At 74.1% G+C, this 20,103-nt stretch carries 18 protein-coding genes; 7 read left to right on the top strand and 11 right to left on the bottom strand.

The window, feature by feature from the left end; genetic code table 11:
- Positions 1–138 precede the first annotated feature (138 nt).
- Positions 139–1,065 (top strand): type IV toxin-antitoxin system AbiEi family antitoxin domain-containing protein, encoded by a 927-nt coding sequence (locus H1A17_RS03350; RefSeq protein WP_194821033.1) that lies wholly within the window; start codon positions 139–141, stop codon positions 1,063–1,065.
- Between the two features lie 240 nt (positions 1,066–1,305).
- Complete coding sequence (gene purD, locus H1A17_RS03345; RefSeq protein WP_145917302.1) at positions 1,306–2,556, top strand: phosphoribosylamine--glycine ligase; 1,251 nt, start codon at positions 1,306–1,308, stop codon at positions 2,554–2,556.
- A gap of 44 nt (positions 2,557–2,600) precedes the next feature.
- Here the strand turns inward: purD and H1A17_RS03340 are convergent, their stop codons facing one another.
- From H1A17_RS03340 to H1A17_RS03325, 4 genes are all read right to left on the bottom strand, one after another.
- Positions 2,601–3,776, bottom strand: coding sequence for a serine hydrolase (locus H1A17_RS03340; protein ID WP_228542842.1), 1,176 nt, complete (start codon positions 3,774–3,776; stop codon positions 2,601–2,603).
- 93 nt (positions 3,777–3,869) lie between these two features.
- Positions 3,870–5,435, bottom strand: a complete 1,566-nt coding sequence (locus tag H1A17_RS03335) for an AMP-binding protein (RefSeq protein WP_145917303.1) — start codon at positions 5,433–5,435, stop codon at positions 3,870–3,872.
- Positions 5,436–5,584: 149 nt separating this feature from the next.
- The gene (locus H1A17_RS03330) at positions 5,585–6,799 is read right to left on the bottom strand and encodes an acyl-CoA dehydrogenase family protein (protein ID WP_145917304.1); all 1,215 of its coding nucleotides are present in this window, start codon (positions 6,797–6,799) and stop codon (positions 5,585–5,587) included.
- Positions 6,800–6,801: 2 nt separating this feature from the next.
- Positions 6,802–7,254, bottom strand: coding sequence for an SCP2 sterol-binding domain-containing protein (locus H1A17_RS03325; RefSeq protein ID WP_145917305.1), 453 nt, complete (start codon positions 7,252–7,254; stop codon positions 6,802–6,804).
- A 78-nt stretch (positions 7,255–7,332) separates the two neighbouring features.
- Between H1A17_RS03325 and H1A17_RS03320 the strand changes: the two genes are divergently transcribed.
- The gene (locus H1A17_RS03320) at positions 7,333–7,971 is read left to right on the top strand and encodes a TetR/AcrR family transcriptional regulator (protein WP_194821032.1); all 639 of its coding nucleotides are present in this window, start codon (positions 7,333–7,335) and stop codon (positions 7,969–7,971) included.
- 16 nt (positions 7,972–7,987) lie between these two features.
- On the opposite strand, the gene H1A17_RS03315 is transcribed toward H1A17_RS03320, so the two are convergent.
- The 7 genes from H1A17_RS03315 to H1A17_RS03285 all read right to left on the bottom strand — a co-directional run bounded on the left by H1A17_RS03315 (position 7,988) and on the right by H1A17_RS03285 (position 15,465).
- Positions 7,988–8,605: a DedA family protein gene (locus H1A17_RS03315; RefSeq protein ID WP_145917307.1), complete on the bottom strand. Its 618-nt coding sequence runs from the start codon at positions 8,603–8,605 to the stop codon at positions 7,988–7,990.
- A 73-nt stretch (positions 8,606–8,678) separates the two neighbouring features.
- Positions 8,679–9,992 carry an adenylosuccinate synthetase gene (locus tag H1A17_RS03310; RefSeq protein ID WP_309236688.1) on the bottom strand — a complete coding sequence of 438 codons (1,314 nt, stop codon included), beginning with the start codon at positions 9,990–9,992 and terminating at the stop codon, positions 8,679–8,681.
- Entirely contained in the window at positions 9,989–10,948 is a 960-nt protein-coding gene (locus tag H1A17_RS03305) for a hypothetical protein (protein WP_194821031.1), read from the bottom strand. The genes H1A17_RS03310 and H1A17_RS03305 overlap by 4 nt, the downstream gene beginning before the upstream one ends.
- A gap of 10 nt (positions 10,949–10,958) precedes the next feature.
- The gene (locus H1A17_RS03300; RefSeq protein WP_145917310.1) at positions 10,959–11,999 is read right to left on the bottom strand and encodes a serine/threonine protein kinase; all 1,041 of its coding nucleotides are present in this window, start codon (positions 11,997–11,999) and stop codon (positions 10,959–10,961) included.
- Complete coding sequence (locus H1A17_RS03295) at positions 11,996–12,748, bottom strand: NUDIX domain-containing protein (protein WP_194821030.1); 753 nt, start codon at positions 12,746–12,748, stop codon at positions 11,996–11,998. Before H1A17_RS03295 ends, H1A17_RS03300 begins: the two co-directional genes overlap by 4 nt.
- A gap of 147 nt (positions 12,749–12,895) precedes the next feature.
- Positions 12,896–13,786, bottom strand: a complete 891-nt coding sequence (locus tag H1A17_RS03290; RefSeq protein ID WP_375372785.1) for a MaoC/PaaZ C-terminal domain-containing protein — start codon at positions 13,784–13,786, stop codon at positions 12,896–12,898.
- Positions 13,787–14,016: 230 nt separating this feature from the next.
- On the bottom strand, positions 14,017–15,465 hold the full coding sequence (locus H1A17_RS03285; RefSeq protein WP_145917313.1) for a 3-oxoacyl-ACP reductase: 1,449 nt from the start codon (positions 15,463–15,465) through the stop codon (positions 14,017–14,019).
- Positions 15,466–15,521: 56 nt separating this feature from the next.
- On the opposite strand from H1A17_RS03285, the gene H1A17_RS03280 reads away from it, so the two are divergent.
- The 4 genes from H1A17_RS03280 (at position 15,522) to purB (ending at position 19,848) form a co-directional block, all read left to right on the top strand.
- Positions 15,522–16,814: an acetyl-CoA C-acetyltransferase gene (locus tag H1A17_RS03280; RefSeq protein ID WP_194821028.1), complete on the top strand. Its 1,293-nt coding sequence runs from the start codon at positions 15,522–15,524 to the stop codon at positions 16,812–16,814.
- Between the two features lie 143 nt (positions 16,815–16,957).
- Positions 16,958–17,902 (top strand): TNT domain-containing protein, encoded by a 945-nt coding sequence (locus H1A17_RS35455; RefSeq protein WP_194821027.1) that lies wholly within the window; start codon positions 16,958–16,960, stop codon positions 17,900–17,902.
- Positions 17,903–18,014: 112 nt separating this feature from the next.
- Entirely contained in the window at positions 18,015–18,269 is a 255-nt protein-coding gene (locus H1A17_RS03270) for a hypothetical protein (RefSeq protein ID WP_145917316.1), read from the top strand.
- Positions 18,270–18,423: 154 nt separating this feature from the next.
- The gene (purB, locus tag H1A17_RS03265) at positions 18,424–19,848 is read left to right on the top strand and encodes an adenylosuccinate lyase (RefSeq protein ID WP_145917317.1); all 1,425 of its coding nucleotides are present in this window, start codon (positions 18,424–18,426) and stop codon (positions 19,846–19,848) included.
- The last annotated feature ends 255 nt before the right edge of the window (positions 19,849–20,103 follow it).

The raw sequence follows: 20,103 nt of genomic DNA, 5'->3' as shown, positions 1-20,103 counted from the left end.
TGATCAAGAGGTTTGCGTCACGGATTCGCCGTCCGGTGACGCAAACCTCTTGATCACCTGTGGAAACCCGGGGGTTGTCCACAGGGTTATCCACAGGGGTGGAAGTGGGGGTGGGTGGGGCGTGAGGGTGGCGGGGTGATGCCGCTCGAAATTCTCCGTCGGGTCGCCCTCGGGCAGGACGGCCTGGTCACCACGACGCAGGCCCTCGCGGCCGGGCTGACCCGGGACCACCTCCGGCAGCTCTGCCGCTCCGGCCGGTGGACGCGACTGTCCCGTGGCTGTTACGCCCCCGCCGGGCAGCCACCGGACGCGGTCGCCCGGCGGGCCCGCATCCGGGCGGCGGTGACGAGCCTCGGCCCCGGAGCCTTCGCCGTCCTCGACAGCGCCCTCACGCTGCACGACATCGCCGGGCCGCGCCGACCCGCCGTCCACGTGTCGGTGCCGGTGGACCGGCCCCGGCCGCAACGGCACACCGACCCCACGCTCGTCGTCCACCAGTTCACCGTGGCCCCGGGCGACGTCGTCGACGTGGCCGGCATCCCCGCGACCTCGCCGTTGCGCACGGTGACGGACATGATTCTCCGGCTCGACCGGTACCCGGCGGTTTCCGTGCTCGACTCGGCACTGAACCGGGGGCTCGTCACCCCGGATGACCTGGCCACCGCGCCGGCGCTCGTCCGGGGTCGCCGGGGTGCCCCGGCCGCCCGCAGTCACCTCGCCGAGGTGGACGGTCGCGCCCAGTCGCCGCTGGAAACCTGGTCACGGCTGCGCTGCATCGACGGTGGAGTCCCGCCCGACGTGCTGCAACAGGAGGTCCGGGACGGGGACGGTCACCTGCTCGGCATCGGTGACCTCGGGTGGCGGGCGGCGCGGTTGATCGCCGAGGCCGACGGGGCGGGCCCACACGGCACCCCGGAAGCCCTGTTCGCCGACCGCCGCCGGCAGAATCTCCTGGTCAACGCGGGTTGGCGGGTGCTCCGGTTCACCTGGTCCGACGCGCTGCGCCCGGACTACATCCCGCACACCGTCCGTCAGGCCATGGCCCTCACCCGCTCCCGCCCCTAGGCCCTCGACGCCGCGCCGCTCCCGCCCCACGCCTCCCCTTCCTCTCGTCCCTCCCTCGGCCGGTGATCAAGAGGTTTGCGTCAGTTGATCAAGAGGTTTGCGTCAAAGTTGATCTTCAACGTGACGCAAACCTCTTGATCACCGGGGAGAGCCGGGGGGAGAGCCGGGGAGAGGGCGAGCGGGGGCGAGCGGGGGCGGGGCGGCGCGGGGGCAGGGGGGTGGTGGGTAGGATTCGTCGCCGTGCGCGTACTTCTTCTGGGTGGTGGCGGGCGGGAGCATGCGCTCGCGCTGGGGTTGGTCGAGGATCCGGCTGTCGAGGTCCTGTTCGCGGCGCCCGGTAACCCGGGGATCGCGGGTGTGGCGGAACTGCGACAGGTCGATCCGGTCGATCCCGCCGCGGTGGCCGGGTTGGCGGTGGAGGTCGGTGCCGACCTGGTGGTGATCGGGCCGGAGGCACCGCTGGTCGCGGGGGTCGCCGACGCGGTACGCGCCAAGGGCGTCCCCGTCTTCGGTCCGTCGGCCGCAGCGGCCCGGTTGGAGGGCTCCAAGACCTTCGCGAAGGAGGTCATGACGGCGGCCGGGGTGCCGACCGCCCGCGCGTACACCTGCACGGACGCGGAGAGCGTCGGACGGGCGTTGGACGAGTTCGGCACGCCGTACGTGGTGAAGAACGACGGGCTGGCGGCCGGCAAGGGCGTGGTGGTCACCGACGACCGGGCCGCCGCGCTGCGGCACGCGCAGGAGTGCGGCCGGGTGGTGATCGAGGAGTACCTCTCCGGCCCCGAGGTGTCCCTGTTCGTGGTGACCGACGGCGAGGCCGCCGTACCGCTGCTGCCGGCGCAGGACTTCAAGCGGGCCGGCGACGGCGACAGCGGCCCGAACACCGGCGGCATGGGGGCGTACGCGCCGCTGCCGTGGGCACCGCCGGGCCTGGTGGACGAGGTGATGGCTGACGTGGTCCACCCGACGCTGGCCGAGATGCGCCGCCGGGGCACCCCGTTCGCCGGACTGCTCTACGTCGGGCTGGCGCTCACCGCCGCCGGCCCCCGGGTGATCGAGTTCAACGCCCGCTTCGGCGACCCGGAGACCCAGGTGGTGCTGGCGCTGCTGGAGACCCCGCTCGGCGGGCTGCTGCACGCCGCCGCGACGGGCACGCTGGCCGCGCACCCGCCGCTGCGCTGGCGGGACGGCGCGGCCGTCACCGTCGTGGTCGCCGCCGAGGGCTACCCGGCCACCCCGCGTACCGGTGACGTGATCACCGGCGCCGACCACCCGGGCGTCATCCACTCCGGCACCGCCCGCCGGGCCGCCGACGGCGCGTTGCTCTCCGCCGGCGGCCGGGTCCTCTGCGGTACGGCCACCGGCCCGGACCTGACCGCCGCCCGCGACGCCGCCTACGCCCTGGTACGCGGCATCGAGCTGGCCGGCTCGCACCACCGCAACGACATCGCCGCCACCGCGATCGACGGCCGGATCACCGTCCCGGACTGACGACCCCCGCCGGCCCGACCGGCTCCCGACCGCCGGGCGGCACCTCAGAGCAGGGACAGGGCGGCGGCGATCACCCGTTGGGCGGTGGCGCTGAGTTCCTCGCCCTTGGCGTCGGTGCTGGTGATCGAGTACTCCACCCGGAACCGGCCGTCGCGGGTGGAGGCGACCCCGGCGAGGTAGCCGTACCGGGAACCGGTCTTGATCCACAGGGTTTCGCCGTCGGGCAGCGGGAACGCGGTGAGTCCGGCGCTGTAGCGGGCCGGCCCGCCGCCGACGTCCGGGACACCCGGCAGGGTGAACATCGTGCCGAGCTGGGCCGACGGCACCACCCGGCCGGCGAACAGCGCGGTGAGGAAGGTGTCCAGGTCGGTCAGGCTGGAGATGACGTTGCCGGCGGCCGGGGTGAAGGTCTGGCTCCAGGTGGTGACGTCGACCAGTTCGGTCCGACCGTCGCGGACGACGGCCTGGTAGCCGTGGGCGTGCGGGCCCCGGATGCGCGGGTCGTCGCCCGGCGCGTACGTGTCCTTCAGGCCGAGCGGTCGGGCGATGCGCCGGTCCAGTTCCGTCGCGTACGGGCGGCCGGTGACCTTCTCGATGAGCAGCCCGGCGACGATGTAACCCATGTTGGTGTAGTGCTGCCTCGTGCCGGGGTCGAACTCGCGGGGGTTGTCCAGCCCGAGCCGGACCAGCTGTCGTGGGGTCCACCTGTCGTACCGGTGGGCGAGTTGCCACTCGATGTCGTCCGGCACGCGTGGGCTGGGCAGGCCGCTGGTGTGGTCGAGCAGTTGCCGGACGCTGACCGGCGGGTAGTCGGCGGGGAGCAGCCCGGGGAGGAGCCGTTGCACCGTCGCGTCGAGGTCGATCCGGCCCTCGGCCACGAGTTGCAGCACGATGGCGGCGGTGAACGCCTTGGTGACGCTGCCGACCCGGAACCGGGCGTGCGGCGGCACGGGGGTCTGGCCGCGCAGGTCCCGCACGCCGGTGCTGCCGGTCCAGCAGCCGTCCGGGGTGGTGATCCGGACCTGGGCGCTGGTCGCGTCGGCGTCGGGTAACCCGGCTATCGCCTGCCGGACGGGGGTCGGGTCGAGGGTGCCGGGTCGGCAGCCCGCAGCCCCGCGCCGGTCACCGGCGGAGGCGGGAGACGGTACGGGGGCGGCGACGGCGAGCAGGGCACCGAGCGTCGTGGCGACGAGCACGGCCCGGCTATTCATGATCTTCATGGCGTCGAGCCTGCCGGTCGCGGGGAGCGACGACATCGGGGAGAGTCCCCCGCCGCACCCCGATCGTCGGCTCGGGGGGACCACCGGGGAGGATCAGCCGTAGTAGCGGCGGAGTTCGCGGGTGAGCACCTTGCCGGTGGCGTTGCGCGGCAGGTACTTCACGAAGATCACGTCCCGGGGTACGGAGAACCGGGCCAGGTAGCGTCGGACGTACTCGCGTACCGCCTCGGGGTCGAGGGTCTCGCCGGGGTGCAGGGCGAGGAACGCGGCCAGCCGTTGCCCGTACTGCGGGTCCGGCACGCCGAGCACGGCGGCCTCGCGGACCTGCGGCAGCCGGGCGAGCAGGTCCTCCAGCTCGGACGGGAACACGTTCTCCCCGCCGGAGACGATCATGTCGTCGGCACGGCCGTCGACGAAGAGCAGCCCGTCGGCGTTGACCCGGCCGAGGTCACCGGTGTCGAGCAGCCCGTCGTGGGTCTCCCGGCGGGCCCCCGAGGTGTAGCCCTCGAAGAGCATCTCGTTGCCGACGAAGATCCGGCCGACCCGCCCGGCCGGCACCGGCTTCCCGTCGTCGTCGAGGATCTCCAGGCGGGTGCCGTGCGGGGGGCGGCCGGCGGTGGTGGGGGCCCGGCGCAGCTCGGCGGGGCCGGCGATGGCGGCCCAGGAGACCTCGGTCGAGCCGTACAGGTTGTAGAGGACGTCGCCGTAGGTGTCCATGAAGCGGGTGGTGAGGCCGCCGGGCAGCGCCGAGCCGCTGACCGCGACCACCTTCAGCGCCGGCCGGGGCTCCGGCGGCGGCACGTCGAGCAGGCGCTGCACCATCACCGGTACGGCGAACAGCGCCTGACACCGGTGCGTCACGAGCGCGGCCAGCGTGGCGGCCGGGTCGAACCGGCGGTGCAGCACGATGCTGGCGCGCAGCGCGAAGGCGACCTGGAGTGCCGCGTATCCCCAGGTGTGGAAGATCGGGGCGGCGATCAGCACGGTGTCGTGGGTGTGCAGCGGGATGCGGTCGATGATGGACACCAGCGGGCCGAAACCGGGCGGGACGGGCCGGCGGGCCCCCTTGGGTGTGCCGGTGGTGCCGGAGGTCAGCACGATGGTCCGGCCGTCCTGGGCGGGCGGGGTGAGCCGGTCGCCGGGGAGCGCGGCGGCGATCAGGTCGTCGAGGCCGGGTTCGTCGACCCGGTGCACCTCGGCGGGGACACCCAGGACCCGCTCGGCGAACTCGGTGTCGTGCACCAGCACCCGCAGCCGTTGCTCCTCGGCGACGGTGGCGAGCTGCGCGGCGGACAGCCCGGTGTTGACCAGCACCGCGTCGGCGCCGAGCAGGGTGGCGGCGACGATGCCCTCGATGAGCCCGTGGTGGTTGCGGCACAGCAACCCGACCCGGTCCCCGGCCTGTACGCCGAGCACGCTGCGCATCGACCGGGCGAGCCGTTCGGCCCGGTGGAGCAGTTCCCGGTAGGTGAGTTCGTGGCCGTGCTCGTCGACGACGGCGACCCGGCCGGGGTCGCGGGCGGCGGCCTGCCGCAGTTCGCCGGCCATGCCCCAGCCCCACCGGCGCAGCGCGGTGAGTTGCGAGGCGACCCGGACGGGACGTCCGGGGGTGAGCAGTCCCCGCCTGGTCAGTGTGGCCACGATGAACGGCAGGTCCATCCGGCGACCTCCTTCGGGGTACGACGTGGGGCCCGGCCGGGGCCTCACCAGGGATTCCTTTCCGATCATGCGTCGTCGCCGGCCGACCGCCCAGTCGGCGTCGCCCGTGGTGGACGGGCGGTGACCGGGCGGTCGACCGGTGGCGACGGTCAGCGGATCTGGACGCCGGAGATGGCCCGGGAGATGACCAGCCGTTGGATCTCGGAGGTGCCCTCGAAGATGGTGTAGATCTTGGCGTCCCGGTACCAGCGTTCGACCGGGTGGTCACGCAGGAAGCCGGCCCCGCCGAGGAGCTGCACCGCCTTGTCGGTCACCGCGACGGCCACCTCGCCCGCCTTGAGCTTGGACATCGAGCCCTCGCCGGCGGTGAACGGCCGGTTGTTGCGGCCCATCCAGGAGGCCCGCCAGACCAGCAGCCGGGCGGCGTCGATCTCCATCTTCATGTCGGCCAGCGCGAACGCGACGGCCTGGTTCTCGATGATCGGCCGGCCGAACTGGACCCGGTCCTTCGCGTAGTCGAGGGCGTACTCGTAGGCGGCGCGGGCGACGCCGAGCGCCTGTGCGCCGACGGTCGGCCGGGACAGTTCGAAGGTGCGCATCGCGGCCTGGCCGCTGGCCCGCCGGCCGGACCGGGCGCGGGCCAGCCGCTCGTCCAGCGCGTCCTTCCCGCCGAGCAGGCAGCGTCCGGGCACCCGGACGTCGTCGAGGAAGACGTCGGCGGTGTGCGAGGCGCGCAGTCCCAGTTTCTTCAGCTTGCGGGTCGCGTGCAGCCCGGCCGTCCCCGGCGGTACGATGAACGCGGCCTGCCCGCGCGAGCCCAGCTCGGGCGCGACGGAGGCGGTGACCACGTGCACCCCGGCGATCCCGCCGTTGGTGGCGTACGCCTTCTGCCCGCTCAGCACCCACTCGTCGGTGGCCTCGTCGTAGCCGGCGCGGGTACGCATGGCCGCGACGTCGGAGCCGGCCTCCGGTTCGGTGGTGCAGAACGCGGCGACGGCGGGTTCGTCGACGGTGCCGAAGCACTGCGGCACCCATTCGACGAGCTGGTCGGGGGTGCCGGCGCCGTAGATGGCGGCGACGGCGAGCGAGCTGCCGAAGATGCTCAGCCCGATGCCGGCGTCGCCCCAGAAGAGTTCCTCACTGGCGATCGGCAGGGACAGCCCGGTGGGGTCGGCCCAGCAGGTGGCGAGGAACTCGAAGCCGTACAGGCCGATCTTCGCCGCTTCCTGGATGACCGGCCAGGGGGTTTCCTCCCGGGCGTCCCACTCGGCGGCGGCCGGGCGCACGACCTCGGCGGCGAAGCCGTGCACCCAGTCCCGCAGGTCCCGCTGTTCCTCGTTCAGGTCGAGCGAGAACTCGGCCATCGTCAGGCCTTGGGGATGTCGAACAGGTTGGCGATGTTGGCGGCCAGGCCCAGGTCACCCTTGGCCTTGAGCTTGCCGGTCATGAACATCATCACCGGGTTGGCCCCGCCGGAGACGATCTTCAGGAACTCGACCGGGCCCATGCTGAGGGTGAGCTTCGGGTCGCGGGTGGGGGTCTCCGAGACGGTGCAGGTGCCGTTCTCGATGACGATCTCGTAGGTGTCGCTGCCGCCGTCGGGCCGGCCGGTGATGTTCCAGTGGATGACCGCGCTGGTGGCGCCGGCGCGGTCGGCGCGGAAGATCTGCGGCATCCGGCCGAAGACCTCGCTGAGCACCTTGCCGCGCAGGTCGCCGGACATCACCTCGGCGATCTTGTCGTCCGGGGTGGACTTGACCAGCTGGGCGAACTCCTTGGGGCCGTAGTTGGCGAAGTTGGCCGGGTCGAAGTCAGTCATGGAAATTGCACCTCTCGGGGCGGACCGGTTCTGGTTACTCTAGCGTAACCTTACGCACGAGTAGGTATGCTCGCAAGGGTGTCCAGCACGCCGAGCTTCAAGCGCCTCCCCCGGGCCGTACGCGAGCAGCAGATGCTCGACGCGGCCGTCAAGGTCTTCTCCCGGCGCGGCTTCCACGCCGCCAGCATGGACGAGATCGCCGAGGACGCGGGCATCTCCAAACCGATGGTCTACGCCTACCTCGGCACCAAGGAGGAACTCTTCATCGCCTGCCTGCACCGGGAGACCGCCCGGATGATGCTGGCGATCGCCGGGGCCGCCGCCCCCGACCTCCCGCCCGACCAGCGGCTCTGGCGCGGCCTGCGGGCCTTCTTCGGCTTCGTCGGGGCGCACCGCGACGGCTGGGCCGTGCTCTACCGGCAGGCCCGCGGCTCCCAGCCGTTCGCCGCCGAGCTGGCCGCGATGCGCGCCCGGCTGGTCGACGTGGTCGCCGGGATGCTCGACCACGCGCTGCGCGCCCGGGACCGGGAGGTCGCCGCGACCGAACTGGAGGTCGTCGCGTACGCCCTGGTCGGCGCGAGCGAGTCGCTGGCCGACTGGCTCGCCGACCACCCGGAGGCCGAGCCGGAGAAGACCGCCACCCGGATGATGAACGTCGCCTGGCTCGGCGCGGCCCAACTCCTCGACGGGGTCACCTGGCGTCCCCCGGCGGACTGACGCCCCACCGGCGGGGTCAGCGGTGGGTGGCGGCGCGGTGGCGGGCCCGGTGACGCAGCCAGCGGACCAGCTCCAACAGCCCGGTGACGGCCAGCGACAGCCCGACGCCGACGAGCAGCCCCCGGACCGGGTCCCGCTCGAAGGCCAGCCCGCCGAAATATCCGAGCAGCCCGCAGTACAGGCCCCAGACGACGGCGGCGACGGTATCGAAGAGCAGGAAACGGGGCAGCGGGTAGCGCACCGCGCCCATGGTGAGCGTGACGGCCGTACGACCGCCCGGGACGAACCGGGAGGTGGTGAGGATCGAGCCGCCCCGCCGGTCCACCGCCCGGCGGGCCCAGTCCGACCCGGTCCGGCGGCGACTGCCGTCGGGCAGCCGGGCCAGCCGGTGCGCGCCCCCGCCCCGGCCGATGCCGTACGAGGCGTGGTCGCCGACGAGCGCGCCCACCGTCGCCGCCGCGATCACCGCGGTCAGGTTCGGCTCGCCGGTGGCGGCGAAGACCCCGGCGGTGATCACCACGGTCTCGCCCGGCACGACCGGGAAGAACGCGTCGACTGCGGTCACCACGAAGATCACCAGGTACACCCAGGGTGAGGTGACGGTGTGGTGGAGCAGGTCGAGCACCGACTGCATGCCCTCATGCTCGACGCTGGGCCGCCGGCCGGGGGCCCAGTCGCCGGATCAGGCCGCCGCCCCGGGCCCCGGATCAGCTCACCCGCTGGGGAGCCGGCAGCGGATCGGCGGCCGACCGGCCGTGCTCCCGCTTGCCGGCGGCGGTGGGGCCGTGCGAGGTGAGCACCACCGGGGCGGCCAGCGCCTCGGACACCGCCGCCGGCCAGTCGGTCGGCGGGGCGTCGTACACCGGGCGGGTGGTCAGCAGGCGGGCGGTGAGGGCCGCCTGCCGCTCCAGGTCGCCGGGCGGGCCGGGGCGCAACCGGTCGATGCCGTCGTAGCGGCGGCACAGCTTCAGCGCCGGGCGGGCCGGGCCGGGGCGGGTCAGGTCGAGGTGGGTGAGGGCGAGGCCGTCCACCCCGCCGGCCACGTCCAGGGCGTACCGGTGGGCGACGGCGTCGAAGTGGCCGAACCGGAACCGGCCCTGCCACGGGTTGGTCGGGTTGCGCGGGTCGGTCAACGGCAGCGTCCGGTCCTCGGTGACCAACGGACCGGGCCCGTGCCGGGTGGTCACCGTCCGCACCACCCCCAGCCGGTACGCCGACCCGGCCGCCCCCGCCTCGGCGAGCAGCGCCTCGGCGTTGGCGAAGGTGGTGGTGCTCCACGTGGTGTACGGGTGGAAGCCGTGCCATTCGTCCAGCAGCACCCCCTGCGCACCCTCGAACACCACAGTCCCCGCCCGCAGCACCCCGGCCAGGTACGACCGGTCGACGATCGCCACCCGGTCGGCGAAGCCGGTGAACGCCGGCAGGCAGTCCGCCACCGGCGGGGCGTCCAGCGGGCCGAGTTCGGCGGTCAACCGGTCCCGCAGCGCGGTGAGCCGGCGGCGCAGCAGCTCCCGGTCCCGGCAGTCGGCCACCCGGGGTGCCTCGTCGGGGTGGGCGAGCCCGTACCGGACGGACTCGCCCACCCCCAACCCGCAGGAGCCGTGCCGGTCGGCCCCCCGGGCGATCTCCCGGAGCCGGTTCGCGGCCCGGTGGTACGGCGTGGCCAGCAGCGCCTCCCCGTCGACGGTCAGCCGGTCGAGGGCGTCGGGCACCCCGACCGAGGCGAGGTGGTCGGCCTCGGCGGCCAGCGCCAGCGGGTCCACCACCTGCTGCCGGGCCAGGTGGGTACGCACCTCCGGGCGGAACGTCCCCGCCCCGAACTGGGCGAACGTGTGGTGCCTGCCGTCGGGCAGCACCACGTTGTGGGCGGCCTGCGCACCCCCGTTGAACCGCACCACGGTGTGCACGTGGCGGGTCGCGCAGAGCCAGTCCACGACGGTGCCCTTGCCGGCGTCGCCGTAACCGAGGTCGACCACGATCACGTGCCGGCCGGGCTGTCCGGGGTCGGGGAGGCCGGTCACAGCCGGGTCACCCCACCGGTCCGGCGCGACGCGGTGGGCAGCGTGGAGACCTCGGCGCGCCGGCCGCCGCCCAGCGTGGCCAGCGCCTTCGACACGGTACGGCCGGCGGTGGAGCCGGCCCGGTCCAGGTCGCGCAGCCCCTCGTCCAGGTCGATGGCCTGCTCGCCGAGGCCGACGGTGAGCGCGATGGTCTCGCAGACCGCGTCCAGGTCGTCGAGGACGACGGCGCGCTGCCCGAGCAGGTCCCGCCAGAAGTCGAGCACCTTGGCGTTGCCGGCGTAGTGGCTGCCGGCGGGGAGCAGGTAGTAGGTGTCCCAGCGGCGGGTCACCTCGTCGACGATCTGCCGCAGCGGCACGTCCTCGCCGAGGTCGTCGCCGATCAGCCGGCTCACCTCCCGCCGGCTGACCCGGGGGTACGCCAGCTCGTCGCCGATGATGAACAGGTAGCCGCGTCGGCCCCGCTTCTCCCAGCTGTCGGTGACCGTGTGCCGGGCCATGAAGTACATCGCCAGCTCGTACGACTCGGTCATCTGACCGCCGCCGCCGCCCTCCAGCACGATCCGGCCTAGGTCCTCGTCCATCCGGTTGTCCGACTCGAACTGCCCCACCTGCAACGGCACCCGGTCGCAGGTGGCGTCGCCGATCGCGCCGAACAGCACCTGCGGGTCGCGGGCGTAGCCCTGGCGCAGCAGCAGGCCGAGCAGCTGCGGCAGCTTGGCCTGGAGGGTGCGGGGCACGGTCCCCATCGAACCGGTCACATCGAACAGCACCGCGATGGGTGTCGACTGCGGGTGCTCGGCCGAGTCCCGGCTCTCCCGGACCGCGCCGCGCGGGTCGAGCGCCGGGTGCACGGTCCGGGCCCCGCTGTCGCTGTAGGAGAAGGCGCTCCTGCCCTTCTTCTTCCGGTAGCGGTCGGCGGCGTCGTACACGTCGGTGGACCAGATTCCGCTGCCCATGGCAGCCTCCCTAGGGGTTGAGGGTGAACGGTCGGAAGGTGCGCGGCCCGTAGAGCCGGTCGAGCACCTCGTCGAGTTCGCCGAGCAGTCGCCAGGCGTCGTCGGGTCGGGCGGCCAGCGCCGGGCGGCGGCAGCCGTCGGCGAAGGCGCGCAGTTCGCGGGGGGCGCGGTCGCCCATCAGCCAGCTCATGCACGTCGCGGCCATCGCCAGGTCGGTGCCGGGGCCGGCCGGCCGCCGCGCGGTGACCTCCGGCGGGTACCAGTCCTCGTGGCCGGGGACCAGCGCCGGGACGGTGCCGCCGTCGACGGCGGAGAAGCACCAGTCGACGAGCACCACGCCGTGCGCGTCCGGCTCGATCAGCACGTGCCGGGGGAGCACCGCGCCGTGCACCACGCCGGCCCGGTGGGCCAGGCCGAGGGCGACCAGCAGCCGCCGCCACATCCAGGCCGCGTCCCGGGCGTCCAGCCCGTCGGGGTACGCCCGGCGTACCGCGTCGAGGTCGTGCAGCCCGGGTACGGCGGCCAGCACGCTGATCCGGCGTTCCGCCCCGTTGGCGGCGTCGCGGTGCCGGAAGCTGTCCACCAGCCGGGGCACGTACGGCAGGTGGCGCGGGTCGCCGCGGTCCTCGATCTGCCGCAGCGCGTACGCCTCGCGGGCGACCAGGTCGTTGTCGGCCGGGTCGCGGGGCAGCTTGAGCAGCCGGTCCGCCCCGACGTCGTAGAGGTCGGCGAGGTCGCCGGCGTGGGCGAGCGCGCCGAGCCGGTATCCGCCGAGCACGACCGTCGCGTCGGTGGCGGTGCGGCCGGCGGGTGCGGGCCGGGCGGAGGCAGGACCGGCGGGGTCGGGTGTGCCGGTCGCCTGCCAGCGGGTGGTGACCTGGACGAAGGCGTCGGTGGCGGCGGCGCGTACCCGGGCGTCGAGCGCGCCCAGCCGGTCGGGGTGCAGGGCCGCGACCAACTCGCGGTAGCGCCGGGCCGGGGTGTCGACGCCGAACAGGTCGGCGTCGGTGCGGGCTGCCGCGACCAGCCGGATCGCCTCGTCGGTCCTCACCGGACGGTCTCCTCCCGGGCGGGGCGCAGCAGCGCCGGGTGCAGCAGCCGGGCGTCACCGGCCCGGTAGAGCCGGGCCCGGGGACCGCCCCGGGCGCCACCGCGTTCGGTGTTGCCGCCGGTGCTCTCGACGAAGCCGGGGACGGAGAGCACCTTGCGGTGGAAGTTGCCGGCGTGCAGCGGGTGCCCCCAGACCGTCTCGTAGACGCCGCGCAGCTCGGCGATGGTGAACTCCGGGCCGAGGAAGCGGGTGGCCAGCGGGGTGTACTCCAGCTTGGAGCGGGCCCGCTCCAGCCCGTCGTCGACGATCCGGGCGTGGTCGAAGGCGAGCTGCCGGCTGGGCAGGGCGGTGACCGGCAGCCACCCGGCCTCGTCGGCGTCGCTGTCGGCGACCGGGTCGGGCAGGTCGGGGGCGAAGGCGAGGTGGGCGACGGAGACGATGCGCATCCGGGGGTCCCGGTCCGGCGCGCCGTAGCTGGCGAGCTGTTCCAGGTGGACGCGGCGCAGCCGGTCGCCGCCGAGGCCGGTCTCCTCGGCGAGTTCACGGCGGGCCCCGGTGGCGAGGTCCTCGTCGGGCTGGACGAACCCGCCGGGCAGCGCCCAGTGCCCCTGGTACGGGGGTTGGCCACGCCGGATCAGCAGCAGGTGCAGCGCGCCCTCGCGGATGGTCAGCGCCACCACGTCCACGGTGATCGCGGTCGCGGGGTAGGCGCTGGGGTCGTACCCGGCGAGGAAGTCCTGCTCGTTCACGGCGTTCCTCTCAGGTTGAGAATTACTCGATCTGAGAACAACTTAGCTCACGAAGAAGTGCTCCGCAACCGGTGGAGCCGGCCCGGTGCCCGCCCGGTGCTGTGCGTCCCGTCACGCGGGCCGCACAGCACCGGGCGGCGTCCGGCCTCAGCGGACGGTGCCCACCAGGTGCGGGCGGCCCGTCCGGGCGTCGTGCAGGGCGAAGTCCCAACCCGGGACGGCGCTGAACGCCACCATCGAGGGCAACGGCACCGGCAGCTTGAACCCCACCTCCACCGTGTACGCCTCCGGCAGCCGGCTCTCCAGCGCGGCCAGGCAGCGGGCCTTGCTCCACATGCCGTGCGCGATCGGCCGGGGGAAACCGAACAGCCGCGCCCCCAGCCGGGAGGTGTGGATCGGGTTGTGGTCCCCGGAGACCCGGGCGTAGTCCGTACCCACCCGGGGGGTGAGCCGCCAGTGCGCGGTGGCGGCCGGCGGTGCGGGCCGCTCGCCGGGGTCCCGCCCGGTGACGCCGGCCCCGCGCTCCCGACCCAGGTACGTCGACACCCCGCGCCACACCTCCTCGCCGTCGACCGATCCGACCAGGACGACGTCGATCTGCCGCCCCCGGGCATGCGGTCGCAGGTGCTCGGCGTGCGCGACGAAGTCCCACGGCACGTCGGCCGGGACCGGTCGGCGCACCGTGATCCGGTTGCCCACGTGCACCACCCCGGCCAGCGGGAACGGGAACTCCGGCAGGGTCATCAACCGCAGCGCCAGCGGGAACCCCAGCACGTGCGGGTAGGTCGCCGGCAGCGCGTCGGCCAACCGGAAACCGCACACCCGGTCGTACTCCGCGAGGTGGGCCCGGTCCACGGTGACCCCGGCGACGGCCAGCTCGACCGGGGGTGCGGCGTCCGGCCGGCGGGACCGGCCGATGCCGGGCACCGCGTCGCGCAGCGCCCGCCGGTAGAGCGCGCCCGGTCGGGGCAGCCCCGGCAGCACCACCCGGGCCTGCGCCGGCGGCTCGCCGTCGTGGCCGCCCGACCGGCCCGTCAGGTCCTCGGTGACGGCCGCCGTCGGGCCCGGGGCGGGCGGGGGTGCCAGGTCCCGGGAGGCGTACGCCGACAGGTCGTGGGTCTCGTCGACGCCCGCGTCCGGTGCCGGGCCGGCGGCGCGGGCGGCAGCCAGCGCGGCCGGTGAGATGACCTCGGTCGGCCCCTCGATCAGGTCGTTGACCGACAGTTCGCCGTCGTCGGAGTCCCCGGGTCGGTTCCTGCGCCGTGCCATCACGCCCCCAGCAGACTCTGACCGCAGACCCGGACCACGTTACCGCTGACCGCCGCCGAGGCCGGCCAGGCCAACCAGCCGATCGTCTCGGCGACGTCCACCGGCAGGCCGCCCTGCGCGAGGCTGTTCATCCGGCGACCGGCCTCCCGGATCACCAGCGGAATGCGGGCGGTCAGCCGGGTCTCGATGAACCCGGGCGCGACCGCGTTGACGCTGATCCCGCGTTCGACCAGCGCCGGGGCGAGCGCGTCGACCAGGCCGATCACCCCGGCCTTGCTGGTCGCGTAGTTGGTCTGCCCCCGGTTACCGGCGATCCCGGCGATCGACGATACGGCGACCAGCCGCCCGCCCTCGGGAATCAACCCCCGCTCCAGCAGCACGTCGTTGATCCGTTCCTGGCTGGAGAGGTTGACGTCGAGCACCGCGTCCCACCGGTCGGCGTCCATCCGGCCCAGCGTCCGGTCCCGGGTGATGCCGGCGTTGTGCACCACCACGTCGATCCGGCCGTGCCGGTCGGCCAGGTGGTCGGCGAGCCGGGTGGGGGCGTCCGCGCCGGTCAGGTCGAGCTGTACGGCGGTGCCGCCGATCTCGTTGACGACCGCCGCGAGGGCGTCGCCGGCCGCCGGGACGTCCAGCGCGACGACCTGCGCGCCGTCGCGGGCCAGCACCCGGGCCACCGCCGCGCCGATGCCCCGGGCCGCGCCGGTGACCAGCACGACCTGCCCGGCCAGCGGCCGGTCCCAGTCCGCCGGGGCGGCGGCCGGCCCGGTGCCGACCCGGACCACCTGCCCCGAGACGTACGCCGACCGGCCGGAGAGCAGGAACCGCAGGGTCGCCTCCAGGCTGGTCGCGGTGCCGGCGTCCCCGTCCGGGGTGACGTACACCAGTTGGGCGGTGACACCGCGACCGAACTCCTTGCCGATGCTGCGGGTCAGCCCCTCCAGGGCCCGCTGGGCGGTGGCCTCCCGGGCCGAGCCGCACTCGGCCGGCGGGGTGCCCAGCACGATCACCCGGCCGCTGGGCAGCACCGAGCGGGCCTGCGGGTGGAAGAAGTCGTAGAGCTGGCGCAGGCCGGTGGAGCCGGTGACGCCGGTGGCGTCGTAGACCAGGGCACCGAACCGGGCGGGCGTCCCGTTCCCGGTCGCCGCGCTGGCGGCGGCCGATCCGCCCGGGGTGTCCGGGTCGGCGGCTGCGGCGGAGCCGTCGTGCCCGACGGCGGGTGGGGTGGCGCCGGTTCCGGTGCGCACGTCGACCCCGGCGGCGGTGAGGATGGCGGTGACCGGCCCGGTGAGCCGGCCGCCGGCGGCCGCGCCGAACAGGACCGGGCCGGGCAGCAGCGGGTCGCCGGGGGTGTGCCGGCGCAGTCGCGGTGGGTCGGGCAGCCCGAGGCGCTTGACCAGCGCGCGGCCGGCCCCCGATTGGACGAAGCTCGCGTACCTGTCGGTCATAGGCGTAGCCTACTGGCCAGTAGGTTGTGGGCAAGTCCTGAAACGGAGGCGGGATCGTGCAGAGCATCCGGCGGGTCGCGGTCATCGGCGGCAACCGCATCCCCTTCGCCCGGTCCAACTCCCGGTACGCCAGCGCGTCCAACGCCGACCTGCTCGGCGCGGCGCTGGACGGGCTGGTCGCCCGGTTCGGGCTGGCCGGGCAGCGGGTCGGCGAGGTGGTGGCCGGGGCGGTGCTCAAGCACGCGAAGGACTTCAACCTGACCCGGGAGGTGGTGCTCGGCTCGAAGCTCGACCCGCACACCCCCGCGTACGACATCCAGCAGGCGTGCGGCACCGGCCTGGAGGCGGCGATCCTGGTCGCCAACAAGATCGCCCTCGGGCAGCTCGACGTGGGCATCGCCGGTGGCGTCGACACCACCTCCGACGCGCCGCTGGCGATCAACGAGGACATGCGCCGTACCCTGCTGAAGCTCAACAGCGCCCGGACCCTCGGCGAGCGGCTGAAGATCGCCGCCAAGCTCCGCCCGCACCAGCCGTTCCGGCCCGAGCTGCCGCGCAACGCCGAGCCCCGGACCGGGCTGTCGATGGGCGAGCACGCCGCACGCACGGCGCTGCGCTGGCAGATCGACAGGCGGTCCCAGGACGAACTGGCCCTGCGCTCGCACCAGCGCCTCGCCGCCGCGTACGAGCGGGGGTTCTTCGACGACCTGATGACGCCGTACCTGGGTCTGACCCGGGACCAGAACCTCCGGCCCGACACCAGCCTGGACAAGCTCGGCGCGCTCCGGCCGGTCTTCGGCACCCGGGGCCCGGACGCCGAGCAGGCCACCATGACCGCCGGCAACTCGTCCCCGCTGACCGACGGAGCGTCCACCGTGCTGCTCGCCTCCGAACAGTGGGCGCGCGAGCACCAGCTCCCCGTGCTGGCCTGGTTCTCCTGGTCGGAGACGGCGGCTGTCGACTTCGTACACGGCGACGAGGGGCTGCTGATGGCCCCCGCCTACGCGGTGCCCCGGATGCTGGACCGGGCCGGGCTGACCCTCCAGGACTTCGACTTCTACGAGATCCACGAGGCGTTCGCGTCGCAGGTGCTGGCCACCCTGGCCGCCTGGGAGTCGCCGGAGTTCGGCAAGGACCGGTTGGGACGGGACGCCCCGCTGGGCGCGATCGACCGGAACCGGCTCAACGTCACCGGCTCGTCGCTGGCCGCCGGGCACCCGTTCGCCGCCACCGGGGGCCGGATCGTGGCCACGCTGGCCAAGCTGCTCGCCGAGAAGGGCAGCGGGCGTGGGCTGATCTCGATCTGCGCGGCCGGCGGGCAGGGCGTCACCGCCATCCTGGAGCGCTGACCCCGGGCTTCACCGCCCGGCGCGGGTCTCGCCTCCCGCCGGGACGGGGCACCCATCGGGGGATGAACCACCCAAAAGCTCACTTTCACGTGCTGACCTCCGCAGGATGAGGGCGCTACTCGTCCCGTTCCAGGAGGTTTGTGGTGAAACGCAGCCGTTGGCTTCTCGCCGTGCTCTCCAGCGCGGCCCTGGCCCTCCTCCCCGGGGCCGCCCCCTCGGCCGGCACGCCGGGCAGTACGGCCCGGGCCGCCACGCTTGTCGACGACACCTCCCGGGGGCCGGACGGCAACCGCCCCGGCTCCCCGGGGACGGACGACGACCGATCCGGCCACGGCGGGCAGCCCACCGCCCGCGCCGAACACCGCCGACCCCGCACCCCGCAGCCGCCGCCGGACACACCGAGCCTGTGCCGGCCCGGCCTGCCGCCGGACGCCCCGCAGACCACCCGGTTCTACGACGACAACCGGCTGCTCGGGCCGGCCGTGCTGCCGACGGAGAGCCCGGTCGGCCCGCTGCTCGCCGGCTACCGGCGGTTCGGTGCGCAGACCGAAGCCCAGTGGATCGGCAACTACACCGTGAACGGGGCCGGCACGGCGCTGGTCTTCCCGCCCGAGAACGGCTTCTTCCTCGGCCCCGACGGCAAACCGGTGAAGCAACGGCAGACCATGCTGCCCGGCTACCGGCTCGACCGGTTCGGCTTCACCGGCGGCAGCTTCCTGGCCCCGCTCGGCACCCCGTTCAGCTCCCGCTCCCTCGCCCCGCAGAGCCTGAACACCCCGCCCACCCCGCCGGCCACCACGCCCGCCGCGCCGCTGGCGAACTACCACACCTACTGCGTGCTGACGCCCTTCGACGTCGACTCCGGCCCGATCGCCCCCTGGTTCGCCCAGCCCGGCATGGGCACCCAGTTCCAGCTCAACCCGGCGTACGTGCCGGAGGCCGGCAAGCTGCTCACCGTGCAGTGGCTCCTCGACCACCACGTCATCGTCGAGGAGTATCTCGGGGGAAGCACCCCGCCGTGCGCGGCCGACGCCGTGCCGCGTCAGGGTGGGCGGGGCGGTGGGCTGCGTACCGCCCCGGTCTGCTGATCCGCCGCCGGCCCGACCTGGTCGGCCGCCGGCTCGGTCCGGTCCGGCTGGGCCGGCTGGTGGCTGCCGGGCCGGTCGCCCGGCGGCCTGTCGACGCACCCTGGAGGTCATCGTGGATCGGCACGAGCTGCGTAACGCCCTATTCGCGACCGGGATCTCCCCGGACGCCTTCGAACTGGAGGGGGTGCACGAGCACGTTCCCCTGCCACCCGACTTCTGGTTCCTCCGCCGCTCCGCCGACGGGCGGTGGGAGGTCGGGGCGTACGAACGTGGGGTGTACGACGTCCGCCTGACCTGCGACACCGAGCAGGAGGCGTGCGCGGGGTTGTGGCGGGCGCTGACCGGTCGGCCCGAGGGCGCGGGCTGAGGCCCGGCCTCGCCCGGGTGATCCACTCATCGGAGGCGGAACAGCGGTGTCCCCGCCCGCGCGATACCGCTGCTCCGCCTCCCGGGAGCCGATCATTCCGCCCCGCGGCGGCCCGACCAGGGCGGCGGCCGTCGGGTAGGAGAGAATGAGGTACGTGACGACGATCCCGAACGTGCTCGCCCACCGGTACGCCTCACCCGAACTGGTCGCCCTCTGGTCCCCGGAGGAGAAGGTGCGGATGGAGCGGCGGCTCTGGCTCGCCGTGCTCCGCGCCCAGCGGGACCTCGGCGTGGCGGTGCCCGACGGCGTGGTCGAGGCGTACGAGCGGGTGGTCGACCAGGTCGACCTGGCCTCGATCGCCGAGCGGGAGCGGGTCACCCGGCACGACGTGAAGGCCCGGATCGAGGAGTTCAGCGCGCTCGCCGGGCACGAGCACGTGCACAAGGGGATGACCTCCCGCGATCTCACCGAAAACGTCGAGCAGCTCCAGGTGCGCGCCTCGCTGGAGCTGATCCGGGACCGCGTGGTGGCGGCGCTGGCCCGGCTGGCCTGGCTCGCCCACGAGCACTCCGGCCTGGTGCTGACCGGCCGTTCGCACAACGTCGCCGCGCAGGCCACCACGCTGGGCAAGCGCTTCGCCTCGGCGGCGGAGGAGCTGCTGATCGCGTACGAGCGGCTGGAGGACCTGATCGGCCGCTACCCGCTTCGCGGCATCAAGGGCCCGGTGGGCACCGCCGCCGACCAGCTCGACCTCTTCGACGGGGACGCGGAGAAGGTGGCCGAGCTGGAGCGTCGGGTCGCCGGTCACCTCGGCTTCGCCCGGGTGCTGGACAGCGTCGGGCAGGTCTACCCGCGTTCGCTGGACTTCGACGTGCTCGCCGCGCTCGCGCAGGTGGCCGCCGCGCCGTCGTCGCTGGCCACCACGATCCGGCTGATGGTCGGTCAGGAACTGGCCACCGAGGGCTTCAAGCCGGGCCAGGTCGGTTCCAGCGCGATGCCGCACAAGATGAACACCCGCTCGTCGGAGCGGGTGAACGGCTTCGCGGTGATCATCCGGGGTTACCTGTCGATGGTCGGCGAGCTGGCCGGGGACCAGTGGAACGAGGGGGACGTCTCCTGCTCGGTGGTGCGCCGGGTGGCCCTGCCGGACGCGTTCTTCGCCGCCGACGGGCTGTTCCAGACCTTCCTCACCGTGCTCGACGAGTTCGGGGCGTACCCGGCGGTGATCAGCCGGGAGCTGGAGCGCTTCCTGCCCTTCCTGGCCACCACCAAGATCCTGGTCGCGGCGGTGCGCCGGGGCGTCGGCCGGGAGGTCGCGCACGAGGTGATCAAGGAACACGCGGTCGCCGTCGCCCTCGCGATGCGGGAGAAGGGTGCCCCCGACAACGACCTGTTCGACCGGCTGGCCGCCGACTCCCGCCTCGGCCTCACCCGCAGCGAGATCGACACCCTGGTCGCCGACCCGACCACCTTCACCGGCGCCGCCCAGGCCCAGGTGGACGCGATCACCCGCCGCATCACCACGGTCGTCACCGCCCACCCCGAAGCCGCCACCTACTCCCCACCCCCCATCCTCTAACCGCCCCCCCGCCCCCCGCCCCACCCTCCTCCGTCCCCCCGCCCCCCGTCCCCGGTGATCAAGAGCTTTACGTCACCACCGGAGATCAACCAGCCCCAAACCTCTTGATCACGCCCCTCCAGGCCCGGCCGGGCGTCGGCTCTGCCCGGTGATCAAGAGGTTTGCGTCAGTGGTGGAGATCGAATTGGCGTAAAGCTCTTGATCACCGGGGCGAGGCGGGGACCAGGCCAGGCGGGGAGCAGGGGTCAGCGGGAG

It is taken from the genome of Micromonospora sp. S-DT3-3-22, from assembly GCF_015354745.1.
Classification (GTDB): Bacteria; Actinomycetota; Actinomycetes; order Mycobacteriales; family Micromonosporaceae; genus Micromonospora; species Micromonospora wenchangensis.
This window is presented reverse-complemented; position numbering and strand designations above follow the sequence as displayed.